The sequence below is a fragment of the Orenia metallireducens genome (assembly GCF_001693735.1).
Lineage (GTDB): Bacteria > Bacillota > Halanaerobiia > Halobacteroidales > Halobacteroidaceae > Orenia > Orenia metallireducens.
The window spans coordinates 209,725-226,935 of record NZ_LWDV01000009.1 but is presented as its reverse complement, the minus strand read 5'-3'; the positions used below and the strand labels follow the sequence as shown (position 1 = coordinate 226,935).

Annotated in this window: 18 protein-coding genes; 1 reads left to right on the top strand and 17 read right to left on the bottom strand. The window is 35.0% G+C overall.

The window, feature by feature from the left end:
• Positions 1-35 precede the first annotated feature (35 nt).
• From cobC to cobU, 13 genes are all read right to left on the bottom strand, one after another.
• Complete coding sequence (gene cobC, locus U472_RS09020) at positions 36-653, bottom strand: alpha-ribazole phosphatase (protein ID WP_068717673.1); 618 nt, start codon at positions 651-653, stop codon at positions 36-38.
• Positions 654-746: 93 nt separating this feature from the next.
• On the bottom strand, positions 747-1,829 hold the full coding sequence (gene cobD, locus U472_RS09015; protein ID WP_245684781.1) for a threonine-phosphate decarboxylase CobD: 1,083 nt from the start codon (positions 1,827-1,829) through the stop codon (positions 747-749).
• 7 nt (positions 1,830-1,836) lie between these two features.
• Positions 1,837-2,715 carry a GHMP family kinase ATP-binding protein gene (locus tag U472_RS09010; protein WP_068717669.1) on the bottom strand — a complete coding sequence of 293 codons (879 nt, stop codon included), beginning with the start codon at positions 2,713-2,715 and terminating at the stop codon, positions 1,837-1,839.
• Between the two features lie 148 nt (positions 2,716-2,863).
• A complete protein-coding gene (locus U472_RS09005) occupies positions 2,864-3,583 on the bottom strand; it encodes an AIR synthase related protein (RefSeq protein WP_068717667.1) in 720 nt (239 codons plus the stop codon).
• The gene (locus tag U472_RS09000) at positions 3,584-4,066 is read right to left on the bottom strand and encodes an ECF transporter S component (protein ID WP_068717665.1); all 483 of its coding nucleotides are present in this window, start codon (positions 4,064-4,066) and stop codon (positions 3,584-3,586) included.
• A 25-nt stretch (positions 4,067-4,091) separates the two neighbouring features.
• Entirely contained in the window at positions 4,092-4,838 is a 747-nt protein-coding gene (cobS, locus tag U472_RS08995; protein ID WP_068717663.1) for an adenosylcobinamide-GDP ribazoletransferase, read from the bottom strand.
• The gene (locus tag U472_RS08990) at positions 4,838-5,434 is read right to left on the bottom strand and encodes a cob(I)yrinic acid a,c-diamide adenosyltransferase (RefSeq protein WP_068717660.1); all 597 of its coding nucleotides are present in this window, start codon (positions 5,432-5,434) and stop codon (positions 4,838-4,840) included. Before U472_RS08990 ends, cobS begins: the two co-directional genes overlap by 1 nt.
• A 208-nt stretch (positions 5,435-5,642) precedes the next feature.
• Positions 5,643-6,155: a hypothetical protein gene (locus tag U472_RS08985; RefSeq protein ID WP_068717659.1), complete on the bottom strand. Its 513-nt coding sequence runs from the start codon at positions 6,153-6,155 to the stop codon at positions 5,643-5,645.
• A gap of 192 nt (positions 6,156-6,347) precedes the next feature.
• The gene (locus U472_RS08980) at positions 6,348-7,715 is read right to left on the bottom strand and encodes a cobyrinic acid a,c-diamide synthase CobB (RefSeq protein WP_068717656.1); all 1,368 of its coding nucleotides are present in this window, start codon (positions 7,713-7,715) and stop codon (positions 6,348-6,350) included.
• Between the two features lie 528 nt (positions 7,716-8,243).
• Positions 8,244-9,218 carry an adenosylcobinamide-phosphate synthase CbiB gene (gene cbiB / locus U472_RS08975; RefSeq protein WP_068717654.1) on the bottom strand — a complete coding sequence of 325 codons (975 nt, stop codon included), beginning with the start codon at positions 9,216-9,218 and terminating at the stop codon, positions 8,244-8,246.
• Between the two features lie 2 nt (positions 9,219-9,220).
• Positions 9,221-10,735, bottom strand: coding sequence for a cobyric acid synthase (locus U472_RS08970; protein ID WP_068717652.1), 1,515 nt, complete (start codon positions 10,733-10,735; stop codon positions 9,221-9,223).
• Positions 10,735-12,258: a cobyric acid synthase gene (locus tag U472_RS08965; RefSeq protein WP_068717650.1), complete on the bottom strand. Its 1,524-nt coding sequence runs from the start codon at positions 12,256-12,258 to the stop codon at positions 10,735-10,737. The genes U472_RS08970 and U472_RS08965 overlap by 1 nt, the downstream gene beginning before the upstream one ends.
• Before the next feature lie 193 nt (positions 12,259-12,451).
• Positions 12,452-13,051 carry a bifunctional adenosylcobinamide kinase/adenosylcobinamide-phosphate guanylyltransferase gene (gene cobU, locus U472_RS08960; RefSeq protein ID WP_068717648.1) on the bottom strand — a complete coding sequence of 200 codons (600 nt, stop codon included), beginning with the start codon at positions 13,049-13,051 and terminating at the stop codon, positions 12,452-12,454.
• Between the two features lie 232 nt (positions 13,052-13,283).
• Here cobU and U472_RS16790 point away from each other — a divergent pair, with 232 nt between their 5' ends.
• Positions 13,284-13,427, top strand: coding sequence for a hypothetical protein (locus U472_RS16790; protein WP_176714134.1), 144 nt, complete (start codon positions 13,284-13,286; stop codon positions 13,425-13,427).
• Between the two features lie 164 nt (positions 13,428-13,591).
• On the opposite strand, the gene U472_RS08955 is transcribed toward U472_RS16790, so the two are convergent.
• Genes U472_RS08955 through cobM form a run of 4 tightly spaced genes read right to left on the bottom strand, consistent with a single transcriptional unit; the run spans position 13,592 to position 16,837 of the window.
• Complete coding sequence (locus U472_RS08955; RefSeq protein ID WP_068717646.1) at positions 13,592-14,344, bottom strand: cobalt-precorrin-6A reductase; 753 nt, start codon at positions 14,342-14,344, stop codon at positions 13,592-13,594.
• Complete coding sequence (gene cobJ, locus U472_RS08950; protein ID WP_083189835.1) at positions 14,341-15,159, bottom strand: precorrin-3B C(17)-methyltransferase; 819 nt, start codon at positions 15,157-15,159, stop codon at positions 14,341-14,343. The genes U472_RS08955 and cobJ overlap by 4 nt, the downstream gene beginning before the upstream one ends.
• Positions 15,054-16,085, bottom strand: a complete 1,032-nt coding sequence (gene cbiG, locus U472_RS08945; RefSeq protein ID WP_068717642.1) for a cobalt-precorrin 5A hydrolase — start codon at positions 16,083-16,085, stop codon at positions 15,054-15,056. Before cbiG ends, cobJ begins: the two co-directional genes overlap by 106 nt.
• Positions 16,085-16,837, bottom strand: coding sequence for a precorrin-4 C(11)-methyltransferase (gene cobM, locus U472_RS08940; RefSeq protein ID WP_068717639.1), 753 nt, complete (start codon positions 16,835-16,837; stop codon positions 16,085-16,087). The genes cbiG and cobM overlap by 1 nt, the downstream gene beginning before the upstream one ends.
• Positions 16,838-17,211 lie beyond the last annotated feature (374 nt).

Genomic DNA, 17,211 nt, shown 5'->3' with positions numbered 1-17,211 from the left:
TTGTCACTCATTACTAATCTATCGTAATATCACAATTATTTCTCCTCTAAATGCCTAATACAGTTAAATAATTCTAAAGTAACTTTATTCTCTTCATAGTAGTTAATAATATTGACTGCTGTATTAGATTGCATTAATTGCCAAGCCTTAGCCAAAGGTATACCAAATAAAGTACTAATCAGTACCTTAATTACTCCTCCATGGCTAACTATCAATATAGTATTACCAGAATGACCACTTAGAATCTCTTCTAACCCCTTTACTGATCTCTCTTGTACATCCTTGAGACTCTCACCTTCTGGTGCTCCATTAAGGGCTGGATTCTCCTCCCACATCACCCACTCTGCTTGATATTCTTCTTGGATCTGATTATAAGTAAGACCTTCCCACTGTCCAAAATTAATCTCCTGTAACTCACTAAGTTTATGTACCTCTAAGTTATGTTCTTTGGCCACTGCTTTAGCAGTTTGATAAGCTCGTCCTAAATCACTTGCATAGACCACATCTATTTCTTCATACGATAACCTTTGAGCCAATTTCTCAGCCTGCTCTATTCCCTTATCATTAAGAGAGATATCTTGACTACCTTGAAATCTCAACTGGCGATTCCACTCAGTCTCTCCATGCCTTACTAAAATAATTTTAGTTCCCATAATCTGCACCTACCTTCTTCTAGATTATATTAAAATTTGATAATCAAATAACTAATCCCGAGTATTATTCTCTACTATAACTTTAAAAAAATTTTATACTCTATCATCTATTATCCCTTCTAAAGCAGATAATAACTTTAAATTATCTGCTCGACTTTTGACTGCTACTCTTATAAAGTCTTCTCCTAAGCCAGAATAAGAATTACAATTACGAATTAAAATCCCTTTTTTTGCTAAAGTATTCTCTAAATAACTAGCAGTTAACTCAGTAGCTGAAATATCAATGAAGATATAATTGACCTGAGGATAATAGACTCTTAATTTTTCTATTTGCTTCAATTTGTTATACAGAAATTCTTTCTCCTTTTTGATGCTTATCTTGCTTCTTTTAATATACTCTTCTTCTTCAAGTGCCACTTTAGTAGCAATCTGAGCAAAGTAATTAAGATTCCAAGGGTCTTTACTAGAGCTTAATCTCTGAATTAACTCTTGATTAGCTACCCCATAACCGACTCTTAAACCTGGAATAGCAAAGAATTTTGTTAAAGAACGTAAGACAAATAGATTATCATAATCATTAATTAAATCTATAACTGTTACCTCTTTCTCAACAAAGTCAACAAAAGCTTCATCAACTAATAAGAAGACCCCATTATCCTTTGTATAATCTAAGATCTGAATAACCTCACTTTTTGATAAAAGATTCCCAGTAGGATTATTAGGATTACATAAGAATAATAAATCTACATTATCTAATTTATTTAATAAAGTATTTATATCCAATTTAAAATTATCCTCTCTATCCAAAGGAAATTCCTCTACTTCAGCTCCCACACTCTTAGCTGCAATAGCGTATTCAGAGAAAGTAGGGGATAAAACCATCGACTTACTTGGATTTAATACTTTGGTTAATAAATAAATCAACTCTACTGCACCATTACCCATTATAATATTTTCTCTACTTAAATTCAATTTATTAGCCAAATTATCCTTTAGTTCTTGAGAATTTGGCTCTGGATAATTTACTATGCCTCCAATATTAGCCTTTATTTCCTCATTAACAGCTTCCGGTGGACCCAAAAAATTAATGTTTGCACTAAAGTCTATAATCTTTTCCTTATCTAAATCATACTTCTTGACTGCTCCTTTGATATTACCTCCATGAATATGCTCCAATATAACTTCACCTCTCTTTAAGAATCTGATAACCACCATTAATTATCTTAGTTGTTATCAAATGGTTTAATCTAGGTAAATTAGACTTAATCTTTGATAAGATTTCTAAAGAATCTTTTTGATTATTTACAAGAATCCCAATCAAGGTCCCACTATGGGCTACATTTATCCCTAATATAGCGTCTTCTACTTTAGCCAGTTCCAAAAGTTTTGTTAAATAGGGTTTAAATAATACAGCTTGGTTAGATAGACTACTTAAGGTTGCCCCTTGACCTATCAGCCTTTTATCACCTATCTGAATTCCTTCTACTACCAACTTATAAGCCCTATCAACCTCCCTCTCTCGTAATAGGTTCAGCCTTGCTAGATTACTTCTAGCATTAAAATTTAAAGTATCAACTTGACCACCAATATCAAAGATTAAAATTGGAATAGGGTCTATCTCTCCTAATTTGATTAACCTCTTTCCTTGCAAGTGGTCAAAAGCTACTATCCCTGCTAAAAAAGAGCCATCTGTTGGTTCTATGGATAAGGCTATCTCAGTAATTAATTTTATATCAATTCTCTCTCCTATTGCTAAAGTGCTAGCTATAATCGTAGCTACTATGTCAGCTGTACTACTAGCCATCCCTTTACCTCTAAGTAAGTCAGAGTTGATACTTATTTCTGCACCACCGTCATAGTTAAAATATGAGAAGGTCTTTTGGATAGCAGTTATTGCCTTATTACCTACTTGATTACTCTTAATCTCTTTAAATCTCTCATCTACTATAACAGTTACATAACTATAAATATCTATTGGACAGGTAATGTGAAAATTAGTACCATCTATTACTCCTTGTACCAATTCACCACAGGTTCCTGGCACCTTAACAGTTACTTTCATCTTAGTTACTCCTTTTAAACAGTAATGAGTAACGGGTAACGAGTAAAAATCTCCTCTCGTCACTCGTTACTATCTTAATATCTATCTAGTATATCAACTTACTTTATTTAAGAACTCACTCTTTTAATTGTACATTGTCAACTGTACACTAGTTTAGTCTCCCTATTACATTAACTGGCTTATCTATTAACTTGAGGCTAGTTAAATCATCTTCAGCTACTGTAACCAAGACAACAGTAGCTGGACCTGCGGACTTTTGTAAATCGACTTTATTCTCTAATAAGGATAATTGCAGTCCATTACTCTCTGCTAAAAGTTGAGCTTCATATAAAACCCCTTTAGAGCCAACTGGTAAGATTTCATGGATATACTCTAATTCCAATAGCTCTACTACCAAATCCAAATCAGCAACCTGATTTAAATCTGCTAAGACTTCATTACCTACTTTAGGCAGTCCTATCGCAACTATCAAATCCTCCTTCTGGGAAGTACCTACTCTTAACTCATTAATATTTATAAGACCAATAGCAGTTACTCCAATCCCTGTCTGTACAGTCTTTATGTTCTCTTCAGTACTCCCTGTTAATAATTCATCAATACCTACCTTAGCTAGCTCTTCTTTCATTCCTTTGATAATCTCTTCACCTGTAGGCTTTAATTCTACACTTAAAGTATCTACGACAGATATGGGAGTTGCTCCACTAGACAAAAGTTCCATCAAAGCAACTCTAGCTGTGAATTTACCTACCAGTCTACTAGAGACCTTTATTTTGTCATACTCTTTACTCCCAATTCCACCTAAAGAATCACAAGCAACTACCAAAGATTTGTTAGCATCTAACTTTATAATAGATATATCCCGTTTCATCTAAAATTGCTCCTCTTTAAAGAATCTACTTAGCAACAGTGCTAAGCCAATATTGACTCCAGAAGCTAGCAATAACATAGGAACTATCCCAATAAAGAACCCCAAACCTAAGATAGGGATTAATAAAGCAGGTATAATGATCCCATTATAAATAATAGCTATAACTGTTGCAAGTACTCTATTCTTATCGATTAAATACCCAAATATCAAACTACTAACTCCCATCAATAATGCAATTATCAAATGTATTGGACCTAAAGGAAGACTAGCTGTCAAGGCAGATATCAAATGTCCAATTATTAAGATGATACTCCCTTTAGCTCCCCCTAATAATAAGACACCTAAGTAACCAGGTAAAGAGTCAAGGGCAATACTTCCAATAGGGCTTGGAAATTTAAGATAAGCCCCTACTGCTGATAAAGCTATCAACAGACTAACTCTAACTAAATTTATTAACTTCTCATTTCTACTATCTATTTTCATAGCAATCTCCTCTTAAAATATTTATTTAAAAATTTAATCTTAAAAGAAAGGCCATTACTAGTAAAGAAAAGACCTCGACAAGCTCATTAATTGCCCCATAATTATCACCAGTCAATCCATCAATCTTCTTAATAACTAATTTTGAAATTATTCTGATAAACAACCAAGTAAAAACAATTATCAATATCCCTTTTAACCGAAACAAGAAAACTGCTAATAATAAAGTCCACATACTTACTACCAATAAATCACTCAACTTTAAGTTATCAGCATAAACTTTGCCCATCCCTAACTTACGAGCATAAGGGTAACGAAAAGCAGCATACACTATCGACCACCGGCTTATCGTAGGGAAAAATAATAAAATAGCTAGCTTATGATTACTTGGAACCTCTGCTAATAAGCCAAATTTCAATAGAAATATAGTAACTAGTCCAATTACCCCAAAAGCACCGACTCTACTATCACGCATAATCTCTAACATTTTTTCTTTCTCTCGACCACTAAAGAGACCATCACAACTATCCATCAACCCATCAAGATGAATCCCCCCAGTTAATAGTACCATAGCCAGAATCAACAAGCTATTAGTTACCCATTGTCCAAAATACAGACTAGCTAAATAATCAATCAAATATAATATTCCACCTAATAGAGTTCCAATTAGAGGATAATAGACCATCGATTTAGCAAGAGCTTGGTCACTATAATCTAACTCCTTATTAATAGGAATCCTTGTAATAAATTGTACTGCCAGCAAGAAGCTATTCATCAATATTCAATTCCTCTACGACTCTTAATTCCTTGTTGATAAGGATGTTTAATAGCCTTCATCTCTGTAACCAAATCTGCTTTTTTTAAAATCTCTTCAGGCACTCCTCTGCCAGTCAAAATTAACTCTGTCCGCTCCGGCTTTAATTCAATTAGTTCTAGTATACCCTCTGTTGATAACAATTCATAACGAACAGCATTATTAATTTCATCCAAAATCACGATATCCTTCTTACCCTCTTCTAGAATCTCTTTAGTATATTTATAGGCCAAATCTATAAAATTCTCGTGAAATTCTCTATCCTTACTATTTCTCACAAAACAGTCTCCACAACCAGTACAGTCCATCAAACCCTGCTTAATTAAAGCTGCATAAGAGCATCCCTTACCAAACTGTTTAATCGTAAAGTTAGGCAATCTCTCTGTAGAATATAACTCTCCAGTATAGCTGCTCCCTTTTAAATATTGAATTACTTCTACTTCTAGACCATGACCAGCTGCTCTAAGCCCTAATCCCAAAGCAGCTGTTGTCTTCCCTTTACCATCACCAGTATAAACTTGGACTAGACCTTGTGTTAATTTGTTTTCATCACCCATTAAATTCACCTCTTTTAAAATGATGCTTTATGGAGATATTGAGATACTTTGACCACTAGCTACTTACTAAATCTTTATATATATATCTTTAAACACTTGGCTAATAGCCAATAACCAGTAACTAAAAGCTAAATGTCACAATATCCTTCTATAAAGCTATATTTAAATTACACTCTAAAGTCAGATAACTCTGATAATTAATTATGTATTAAAACTTCATACCCATATTCGCTATATAACCTGCATTCCCAAATAATGATACCTCAAATATAAACTCTTTATATCCTATACCAAAAGTAGGTAGAATTGCTGGGAAAGTCCCTAGCCTGTTCATATAAGCAGAGTGCCTCCCATTTTCATCATCATAGCCACTAATAATTCCATAAGTCAACTTACCATATAGATTAAAATCTGATATTTCCTTAAAACTATATAACTTTCCAGTGTACAGATACCAAGTGGGTTGAAAATATGAATTCTGGAAATGGACTAGACCATAAATTTTAGAGCTTGTCTTATGATATTCCAAACCTATCAATTCCTGCTTATTATTCCGTTCAGGGTTGTGGTTCCAGTGGTAGGTCATAGCACTAGTTTGTAAGAAGAAACAGCCCTCATCTTTATCTCGATCTTCAACCTCTTTAGCAGTTATAGGTACAGAAAGAAATAACCCCGATACAACCCATAGGATAACTAAAATTTTGATATCGCTTCTTATCATCTTATACACCTTCCTTAAGCAATTATATAAAAATTAAATTTTCCCTAACTTGTATTATTTTCCTTGCAACATTATAACATATATTTCTTCAACTTTGTAATTTTTATAACAAAATAATATAATCTGCTTATATAATAATTATATGCTATAATAATTGCCAAGCTAAATAGACTCTTAATTTCTATCTATATATTAATTATCCATACAAATTGCTAAAAATCTCTTCACCATCTCTAAATTAGAACCAAAGTGAAGATGTAGATAACTGGCTAATAAATTATCAGCTACTATCCCCTCATATCTTCCATCTGCTCCCTTACCCCCAAAAAGTTGATAGGCATAGTTATTATCTTCTAACAAATTGATTAATTTAGAATAATGAAACTCATGTCCAATAATCTCTTCACCAGACTTTAATAATAGATTATCTTTAGTAGCTACCGCTTTGACATAACCCATAGCCTGTAATCTATTTTCCATCTTAATTTGAGCAGGAATTACTCCTACCATCGAAAAAAAAGAACCATCAAAGTTATTAATCCCTTCTGTTAAGTACATCAATCCCCCACATTCAGCATAGGCTGGTAAACCAGCTTTAATCTGCTGATAGATACTCTCCTTCATACTTCTATTCTCAGATAAATCTGATAAGAAACTCTCGGGAAATCCTCCACCGATATATAACCCATCTACTTTAGGTAACTTCTTGTCCTTAAGGGGACTGAAAAATTTCAGCTTAGCACCTAAACTCTCCAAAATATCTAAATTATCCGGATAATAAAAATTAAATGCCTCATCATAAGCCACCCCTAAAGTAACTGGATACTTATTAGTCTTAATAAATAATTTTCTAGATTTCAACTCTATATTTGAAAGATTGTTAGATAGAGAGATAACTTCTTCTAAATCAATATATTCTTCCATTAATTCTGTTAATTTATCAATAAAAACTCTTAATTCTTTACTCTCAGTAGTAGGCACTAATCCTAAATGTCTTTCAGGTAAGGATAATTCTTTCTGACGAGGTAGATATCCTAACAACTTTAGTCCAACCTCATCTTCAATTGCTTCTTTGACCATACTATAATGCCTATCACTACCAACATTATTCAAAACAACTCCCACAACATTTAAATTAGGATCAAAGTTTTTATAGCCATAGGCTAAAGCAGCAGCACTACGTGCCATCTTCTTCACATCCAATACCAGAATTACAGGAGCATCTAAAATCTTTGCTACATCGGCAGTACTACCCTTGTCCTTCTGTCCCTGCTTACCATCAAATAACCCCATTACTCCTTCAATAATCGAAATATCCGCACTTTGAGCAGAATTGAAAAAAGACTCTTTTACGCCATCTTCGCCTAAGAGATAGCTATCTAGATTTCTTGAAGAACTGCCTGTTACTAGGGTATGGAATCCAGGGTCGATATAATCTGGACCGACCTTATAGGGCTGTACTTGATAACCCTGTTTCGTTAAAGCTGCCATTAAACCTATAGCAACTGTAGTCTTACCTACTCCACTTTGGGTTCCTGCAATTACTATTCTAGGATACATAATTACACCTCCAATTTTGATGAGAATAAAATACACTATCGCTCTGCTTAAAAATTTTAAAAAATAATTTTTTACCACAGATGTTCACGGATTCACACGGATTAATTTAAAAACTTTTTAATCCTTTGCTTTTATCTGCGTTACTCCGTGGCTAATAAATCTTTTTTATTTTGAATAAATTCCTCTAATTTTTAAAAATTAAGGTTCAACAACGAACTTTGTGATTAATGCCTATTTTATATAAGTTGAACTAATAATTTTTATAAAAGATATAAATCAAAATCTTTTTTGACGCAGACTAAAATCTGACTAAGATCTGATTTAAAACCTTTTATTATTTCATTTCTTATTTTTTAGTCCGCTTTTGTCTGCGTAAATCTGCGTCTAATAATTCTTNATAAATCAAAATCTTTTTTGACGCAGACTAAAATCTGACTAAGATCTGATTTAAAACCTTTTATTATTTCATTTCTTATTTTTTAGTCCGCTTTTGTCTGCGTAAATCTGCGTCTAATAATTCTTTTGATTTTAAATTATTTTCACAAAAGTCGTGGAAGAACCAAAATTAATCAAATAATAAATTAATAAAAACAATCCCACATTCCAATACATCAAACCGATTGTCTCTTTAATCTGCTCTTTATCAAACTCTTGCTTGGCATCACCTAAATAAGCTCTAAAACTCTCTTCTCCTTGATAATAATTCAACCCACCTAAACGGATATTCAAGTTCCCTGCTATAGCCGCTTCGGGATATCCAGCATTGGGACTAGGGTGCTTCTTAGCATCTCTTACAATAATCCTAACAGCACTTCTCCAATCCTTACCTCTAATTAAAGCAGCTAATATATATAAGCAAGCCGTTATCCTAGCTGGAATCCAATTGGCTAAGTCATCTATCCTAGCTGCTGCCCAACCAAAATAACGATACTTCTCATTCTTATAGCCTAGCATCGAGTCAAGGGTATTAATCGCCTTATAGGTCATAGCCAAAGGAAAGCCACCGAGCATTCCATAAAAGATAGGGGCTATTACCCCATCACTGGTATTCTCAGCAAGGGTTTCAATAGTACCTCTAACTATTTCCCCCTCTACTAAATTATCGGTATCTCTGCCTACAATCCATCCCAACTGCTTTCGTGCCAAGTCTAAATTTCCTGCTAATAATCCATGATAGACTCTAAGTCCAGCTTGCACCAAGCCTTTAATAGCAATAGTAGTTGATAACAACCAGATGTTGATCACTAATCCTAAATAATAATTGATTTCATATGAATAATAGATGATTGCTTTAGATATCATAAAAGTTAAAATAATTATTAAAACTGCTAAAATCAGACCAGCTATTCTCTCACCACTTTTACTTCTAACTAACTTTCTAAAGATTTTTTCTAAGAAGGTAATAGCCTTTCCTATAATGATTACTGGATGCGGATAGAAGTCTGGGTCACCGATTATTAAATCTATTATTACTGCTATAAGTAATATCAACTCTTCTGTCATAGTTACTCCACTCCCATAATCTGATATAGCTTCTGCATATCTAGATTCTCTCTAACTAGTTGAGCTAATTTATCATAAACCTGCTCCCTCTCAGCTCTAACATTAAAAGGCGTGGATTTGATAGGGGCTAAGCCTTTATTGGCTCTTAATTTATTAATAAAACTTCTTCTAAAGTGGTCATTATCAAAGATACCATGGAGATAGGTTCCCCAGACATTTCCTCTTTGATTGTAAGCACCATCTATGATAGAGCTTTCTTTTCCAGACTGATTAATTATCTCTAACAAAGGACTGCTTTCTGCACCCAATTTACTCTGACCCATATGTATCTCATACCCCTCTAATACCCCTTCATATTCCTCACTGAAGATATCCTTAAAAAGCAATTTAGCCTTAACTTGGCTTGTAGTCTTCTGCTGCTCTAAGGTAGTTATCACATCTAGTAGCCCTAGACCATCAATATTTTCTTTCTTGGATTCTACCTGAAAAGGGTCATAGATGCTCTTCCCTAACATCTGATAACCACCACAGATTCCAATCACCATAGTTCCTGCTCTAGCTCTTTTAATAACCTCTTCTGCAACCTTACTCTGATAAAGGTACTCCAAATCCTCAAGGGTATTCTTAGTCCCAGGCAAAATAATTGCATCTAACCCTTCTAGCTTATTATCTGATTTAAGATAGCGAACTCTAACCCCAGGCTCTTGGACTAAGCTATCAAAGTCTGTAAAGTTAGAAATATGGGGCAAACTAATTATTCCAATCTCTAGCTGATAATCCTTACTACCTTGAATATAGTTTGGAATAGCATCCTCTTCTGGAATTTTAAAACCTTTAAAATAAGGAATTACCCCCAAGACTGGCACCCCAGTCTCCTTCTCTAGATAATCTATCCCCTTCTTTAGCCTCTTAACTTCACCACGGAACTTATTGATAATAATCCCTTTAATCCTACTTCTCTCTTCCTCATTTAATAACTCAAAGGTTCCGATAATACTGGCAAATACTCCCCCAGGGTCAATATCTGCTACCAAGATAACAGGGGCAGTTGCCAGTTTAGCCACTCTCATATTGACTAAATCAAAGTCCCTCAAATTTACCTCTGCAGGACTACCTGCCCCTTCTATCACAATTATCTGATACTCTTCTTTAAGCCTACTTAAAGACTCTTTAATTGCTGTTAATCCAAATAAATTGTCATTAAAATATTCCTGTGCAGTCATATTCTTAACTACTCTACCATGGATAATCACTTGGGAGGTAATATCCTCTGTAGGCTTTAATAAAATAGGATTCATATCTACTGTTGCTTCTACCTTTGCTGCTTCAGCCTGTACTGCTTGAGCCCGCCCAATCTCCCCACCAGCTTTGGTGACATAAGAGTTTAAAGCCATATTTTGAGATTTGAAAGGGGCAACCTGATAGCCATCCTCTACTAGGATTCTACATAAAGCAGAGGTTAAAACACTCTTACCCACATGAGATCCTGTACCTTGAAACATAATCGTCTTAGCCATTAGCCTTTAATCTCACCCTCTTCTATAATCTGATAAATTTTATCCATATCTAAATTATCTCTAATAATCTCAGCCAATTTATCGTAACTCTCTTCTAAAGAACTTCTACTAGAATAACAATCCTCTGTTAACCCCTTCTCCCTCCGTAAGGAATTGACAAACGACCTTCTAAAATTATCATTATCGAAGATTCCATGGAGATAAGTTCCCCAGACTGAAAGGTTTGGATTATAAGTACCATCGAGAATATCAACTTTCTCTTTAGAACGAGATTCTATCCTAAAAAGAGGTTGAGTATTATCACCAAGTTTAGTATCGCCCATATGAATCTCATAACCTGTTACTATTTGATTCTTCAAACTTTTAAAGAAGCCCAAATCACTAGAAACTCTGCCTATAACCTGATGGGTTACCTTCTCTCTATTAAAGGTGGTCTCTATATCCAACAAACCCAGGCCTATCATCTGACTAATCCTGCCTTCTACTAAATCTGGATCAACTAACTTCTTCCCTAGCATCTGATAACCACCACAGATACCTATTACAGTCTTACCAGCATTGGCTTGAGCAATTATCTTCCTTGCTAGTCCACTGGTATGGAGATAATTTAAATCAAAGATGGTATTCTTAGTCCCAGGGAGTATAATAGCATCATAGTTATCTAATTTGGCATCTGCTTCTAAATAATTAAGCTCTACTCCTATTTCATAACCTAAAGGGTCAAAATCAGTAAAGTTAGAGATATGGGGTAAATTAATTACTCCGATCTCAACCTCTCCTTCTTCCTTACAAAAGTCAGCCAAAGAGACCGAATCCTCTTCTGGAATTCTGATATCCTTTAAATAAGGTATTACACCTAAGACAGGTTTACCTATCTTCTCCTCTAGAATCTCAACACCAGATTTTAATAGCTCAAAATCACCTCGGAATTTATTCAAGATAACTCCCTTGACCAAAGCTCTCTCCTCTGTCTCAAGTAACTTCAAGGTTCCTACAACTGCTGCTAGTGCTCCTCCTCGGTCAATATCAGCTACCAATAATACTGGAGTTTGATTCAATTTCGCTACCTTCATATTGGCGATATCCTTATCTTTGATATTTATCTCAGCAGGGCTTCCGGCACCTTCCAAAACTATTAGTTCATATTCAGAAGATAATCTCTGCAAAGAATCATCTATAATCTCCATCGCCCATTCAATATACTCTGGATTCTTCCGATCAACTCCAAAATCACCTAAGGGTCTTCCTCTGACTATGACTTGGGATTGACCATCTCCCTTAGGCTTAATTAAAAAAGGTTGCATATCTACACTAATCTCAATACCTGCTGCATCAGCTTGAATCGCCTGAGCCTGCCCAACCTCACCACCATCTGCCGTTACATAAGAGTTCAATGCCATATTCCAAGATTTAAAGGGAGCAACCTGATAACCATCTTGGGAGAAGATACGGCAAAGTGCTGTAGCTAGAATACTCTTACCTACATTTGATGAGGTCCCCTGTAACATAATCGAATTAGCCATTAATTCACCTCCACGTTCAATTTACAATTGACAGAAATTAATATTAAATAAAATTTAAAAATAATCTTTTTGCCACGGATATTCACGGATTTACACTAATTAAACCCCTATTTTTAATTCTCTAATTTAATTTTTTATCTGTGCCCATCTGTGTTAATCTGTATAAGTCTGTACCTAATTAACCTTCTAAATTTTAATTTTCAATTGTAAATTGCTCTTTAACTTTCATTCCTAATTCTTTAATCTCTATTGGTAATCCTACATAAGTAATATAGACTTCATCAGCTTCACTAGCCACTAATTGATTGGCTCTACCAACAATATCTCGATAGACTCTCCCTAATTTATATGGTGGTACCAAACCTTGCCCGACCTCATTAGAGACTATTACTAAAGTTAAATTCCTCTTTCTAACTTCTGCAATAATCTTTTCGATTTCTTCAACAATAACCTCTTCCTTATCTTTTTCACTAAAATCATATTCATCTTCTCCAAGCTCTTGCTCTTCCAATAATAGATTTGAAATCAACAAGGTTAAGCAGTCTAATAACACCACTGCGCCTTGCTTTAGATTAGCTAAAACCTCACCTATACTCTTAGGTTCCTCGATAGTAGTCCATTCCCTTGGTCTAGAGCACCGATGAAGCTGTACCCGCTGTTTCATCTCTTGGTCCCTGACTTCTGAAGTAGCCAAATAGGTAACATCTAAACCGCCTAGTTTAGCAACTATCTCTTCAGCAAAGCTACTCTTACCACTTCTTGCTCCACCTAAAACTAAAATTAATCTACTCAATTAGAATCTCTCCTTTGTGATGATACAACTTCTTATCTTATTAGAATGGTGGCATAATAGATAGATATTAGGACACTTTAGTAACTAGTGACAAGTGACGAGTAACCAGTAAAGAACTTAACTTGTCACCTGTTACTCATCACTCGTTACTGTCTAAATATCCCGCATCATCAACTAACCCGTATAAATCTATTAATAAACAGCCATGCTGATAATAATAGGAGGTGATAGTATGTCTAGAGAAGATTATCAATTTTCTAATCTAACTCAAGAAGAGTTAGCAGAGATAAAGATGATTGAAAATAAAATCAACCAAGATAACCCAGATAAAGAGATTATCTTATTAGCTTATAACAGAAAAGAGTCTGCTAAATAATTATAAAAAATAAACAATTAGCCACAGATTGACACAGATGAAACACAGGTAAAGAACAAAAATATATTTTTGAGAACTAATCTGTAAAAATCCGTGGCAAAAATAATTTTAAGTTTTTATATAATTTCAAATTTGTGTGTCTATAATTAATTCCTATGCTAAAACTACCCCTCAGTTTCCACTATCAAACTCTCAATATCCCTCACTACTTTTGGGTAATCGATAGCGGGTCTCTCTATCAAAATCACTTTAACTCCTAATTCTAAAGCAGCCTCTAGCTTAGTATTCAACCCTCCTACCTTTCCACTTGCCTTTGTTACTAGCACATCAATCTGATAATCCTTTAATAATCTCTGGTTTAATTCTTTAGTAAAAGGCCCCTGCATCGCAATTAAGTTTTTAGGAGTAAAACCCAAATCATTAGCCTCTTTAATAAACTTCCAATTAGGTAGTACCCTTGCCACTAACCTCTCCTGCCAATTCTCTAGCTCTTCTACAAAGTAATGAAGCCTTCTACTACCAATAGTCAAGAGGATTCTATTAAAATTCTTAGCTTTCTTAGCAGCCTCTTCATAACTATCAACCCTAATAACCGATTCATTATCAGCAAACTCCAACCCTTCCCTTTCAAAACGTAAATAGTCTATTTCTAAGCTCTGAGCAACTTCAATTGCAGTAAGTGAGACCTCTTGAGCAAAGGGATGGGTGGTATCAACAATCTTAGTAATATCCTTTTCTTTAACTAGTCTCTCCATCTTCTCTGAAGTTAACTTTTCTTGAATGACTTCAATCCCTGACTCTGCTAAGAGTTGATAGCCATAATCGCTTACTACAGAAGCTATTAGAGGCTGATTTATTTCTTGTAACCTCTTGATTATCTCTCTACTCTCTTTGGTTCCAGCCAAAACTAAAATCATACTTCATATCCTCTAGGTGTGACCATTAAATTATCTTGCTTAAAGGTCTGAGAATTTCCTATAATCACTGTAGTCACCATATCGATTTTATGCTCTAACATCTCTACTAAGGTAGTAATTATCAACTCTTCATCACCACGTTTAGCCTTACGCACAATCCCTACAGGAGTATTAGGCTCTCTATTTCTCAAAAAGATATCCCTAGCTATCTCAATCTGCTTGACTCTCTTCTTACTTTTAGGATTATATAAAGCAACTATGAAATCCCCCTCAGCTGTCTTCTCCAATCTATCCTCTATCACTTCCCAAGGTGTCATTAAGTCACTTAAGCTGATTACAGCATAATCATGCATTAGTGGTGCACCTAATGATGATGCTGCTGCATTGGCTGCTGTGATACCTGGAATTATCTCCACTTCTAGCTTAACTTCTTCCTGTAACAGCTCCAAAATCAATCCAGCCATACCATAGACTCCAGGGTCTCCACTACTAACAATTGCCACCTCTTCACCCTCTAAAGCCAGATTAATTGCTTGTTGGCAACGCTCTACCTCCTTGGTCATACCATTACTGACTACTCTCTGTCCTTCAGTCACTAACTCTTCTAACAGCTCTATATAGGTCTTATAGCCAACTATTACATCTACCTGCTGCAAGATTCGATAAGCTTTTAGACTCATATACTCGATATCCCCTGGACCAATTCCTACTACATAAAGCTTTCCTCTACCACTGCTACCGTTACCCTTCCCTTGATTGTCTTTGGTAGTAGCAACTGAGGATTCTCTCCACTTAAGATTGCCACTGGTTCGCATACACCACCAACTCCTATCTTCTCTTTTACAAATTCAGAACTTGTATACTCAAAATCTACCCCTTTAATCTCTGTTCTACTGATAATATTTAATGGTACCTCTAATCTATAAGCAGCCTCTATAATCCCTCTTTCCTTCTCCTTTAAGTCAACAGTAGCTAAGGCTTTGATACTCTCTCTTCTTAGCTGCAACTTCTCTAAAACATAAAAAATAGCTTCCTCTACCTCTGCTACACTGATACCCTTTCTACAACCAATACCTATAATTATATTTTTAGGAACTAATTGTAGATATTCTGCTGTTAAATCAATAGCTTTATTTGTAATAAATACAGGGAAACCTTCCCTCTGCTCTAACTCCTTCAACGGATATAAATTAATATTCTCATCTTCTTCTAACTCTAACTGATAATCGGTAAAGATATTTAAGGGCTTGTCATTGACTATTGCTGAATTGGCTAATTTTAAATTTTCAAAGGGAAACATCTCACAATCTAATCTCTGAGCAAGTAAATCAATCGCCAACTTACCATGGCAATCAGTTGCTGTGGTAATCACAGGGTTTGCTCCAAGTAAAGCTGCAACCTTCTCTGTCAATGTATTAGCTCCCCCAAGGTGGCCTGATAAGGTACTGATTACATTCTCTCCAGTCTCATCGATGGTTACTATAGCAGGGTCTCTTCTCTTATCAGCCAAATAAGGTGCTATTACCCTAACTACAATCCCCAAAGCCATAATAAAGATTAGACCATCATATTCTTTAAATAACTGAGCCACTAACTCTCTTAAAGAGTTATCAAAACTATATATACCTCCCCCTTCATTAAATTTAGCTGGTAAATAAATTTCCGCTCCTTCTATTTTATTTCCTAAACTTTTCGCCAAATTACTGCCCGATTCAGTCAAAGCAACAATTGCTAGTTTCATCAGTTCTCTGCCTTTCTAAATTCATGGCTAAAATCCTTATCATATAGCTTTGATTTATCATAATCACTCTCTAAAAAATCCCCTACTAAAATCATAGCAGTCTTCTTAATATCTGCATCTTTAACCTTAGTAGCTATATTCTCTAAAGTACCCTTTACTATTCTTTGGTCAGGCCAAGAAGCCTTTTGAATCACAGCAATTGGGGTACTAATTGGATATTCTTTACTTAGTCTTTCTACTACATCTCCAATCATATGTACACTTAAGAAGATAGCCATCGAGGTTCGATGTTGGGCTAACTTCTCTAAGCTCTCTCTGGCAGGAACTGGTGTTCTCCCTTCTAACCTAGTAATAATCAATGATTGTGAAATACTAGGCAAGGTAAACTCCCTCTCTATAGCTGCTGCTGCTGCTAAAAAGGAGCTAACCCCTGGGATAATCTCATAATCTATACCCTGCTTCTTCAAATAATCTATCTGCTCCTGTATAGCCCCATAGAGGCTAGGGTCTCCTGTATGGACTCTAGCTACTATCTTTTCAGCTTTAATTGCTTCTTCTATCGTAGTTAAGACCTCTTCTAGATTCATAGTTGCACTATTATAAATCTCTGCCTGAAAAGCATAATGTAAGATTGCAGGATTGACCAAAGAACCAGCATAGATAACTACATCAGCCTTTTCTAGAGCCTTCATCCCTTTGATTGTCAATAATTCTGGGTCTCCTGCCCCTGCTCCAATAAAATAAACCTTCATATTAGCTTCCCTCCTTTTTTATTTTTAGTTGACTTTTATTACTATTTTCCATACTGATTAGAGTCATTTTACTTAAAAAATATTTCAACATTTTTACGTTTTAAAAAGTCAAACAAACATTTAATTAAAAAGCTATTACGAGAAAGCTTATCAGCTTTCTCCCCAAGGGCACTTCTTTCAGGGCGTCTCGTATTACTTTTTTACCCGAGGGCATCATTCAGAAAGAAATAATTCTTCCTTCAAAACCCATTGCCACAAAAGTAACCAACCTTACGAGTTTTACCTTCGGGGTTATAAAGCAACTCCTTCGTGGCAAAGCCCACTCACTACGCAATCAACCTTCATTTAAGTTAATAAGCCTTAGAGTTCTAATT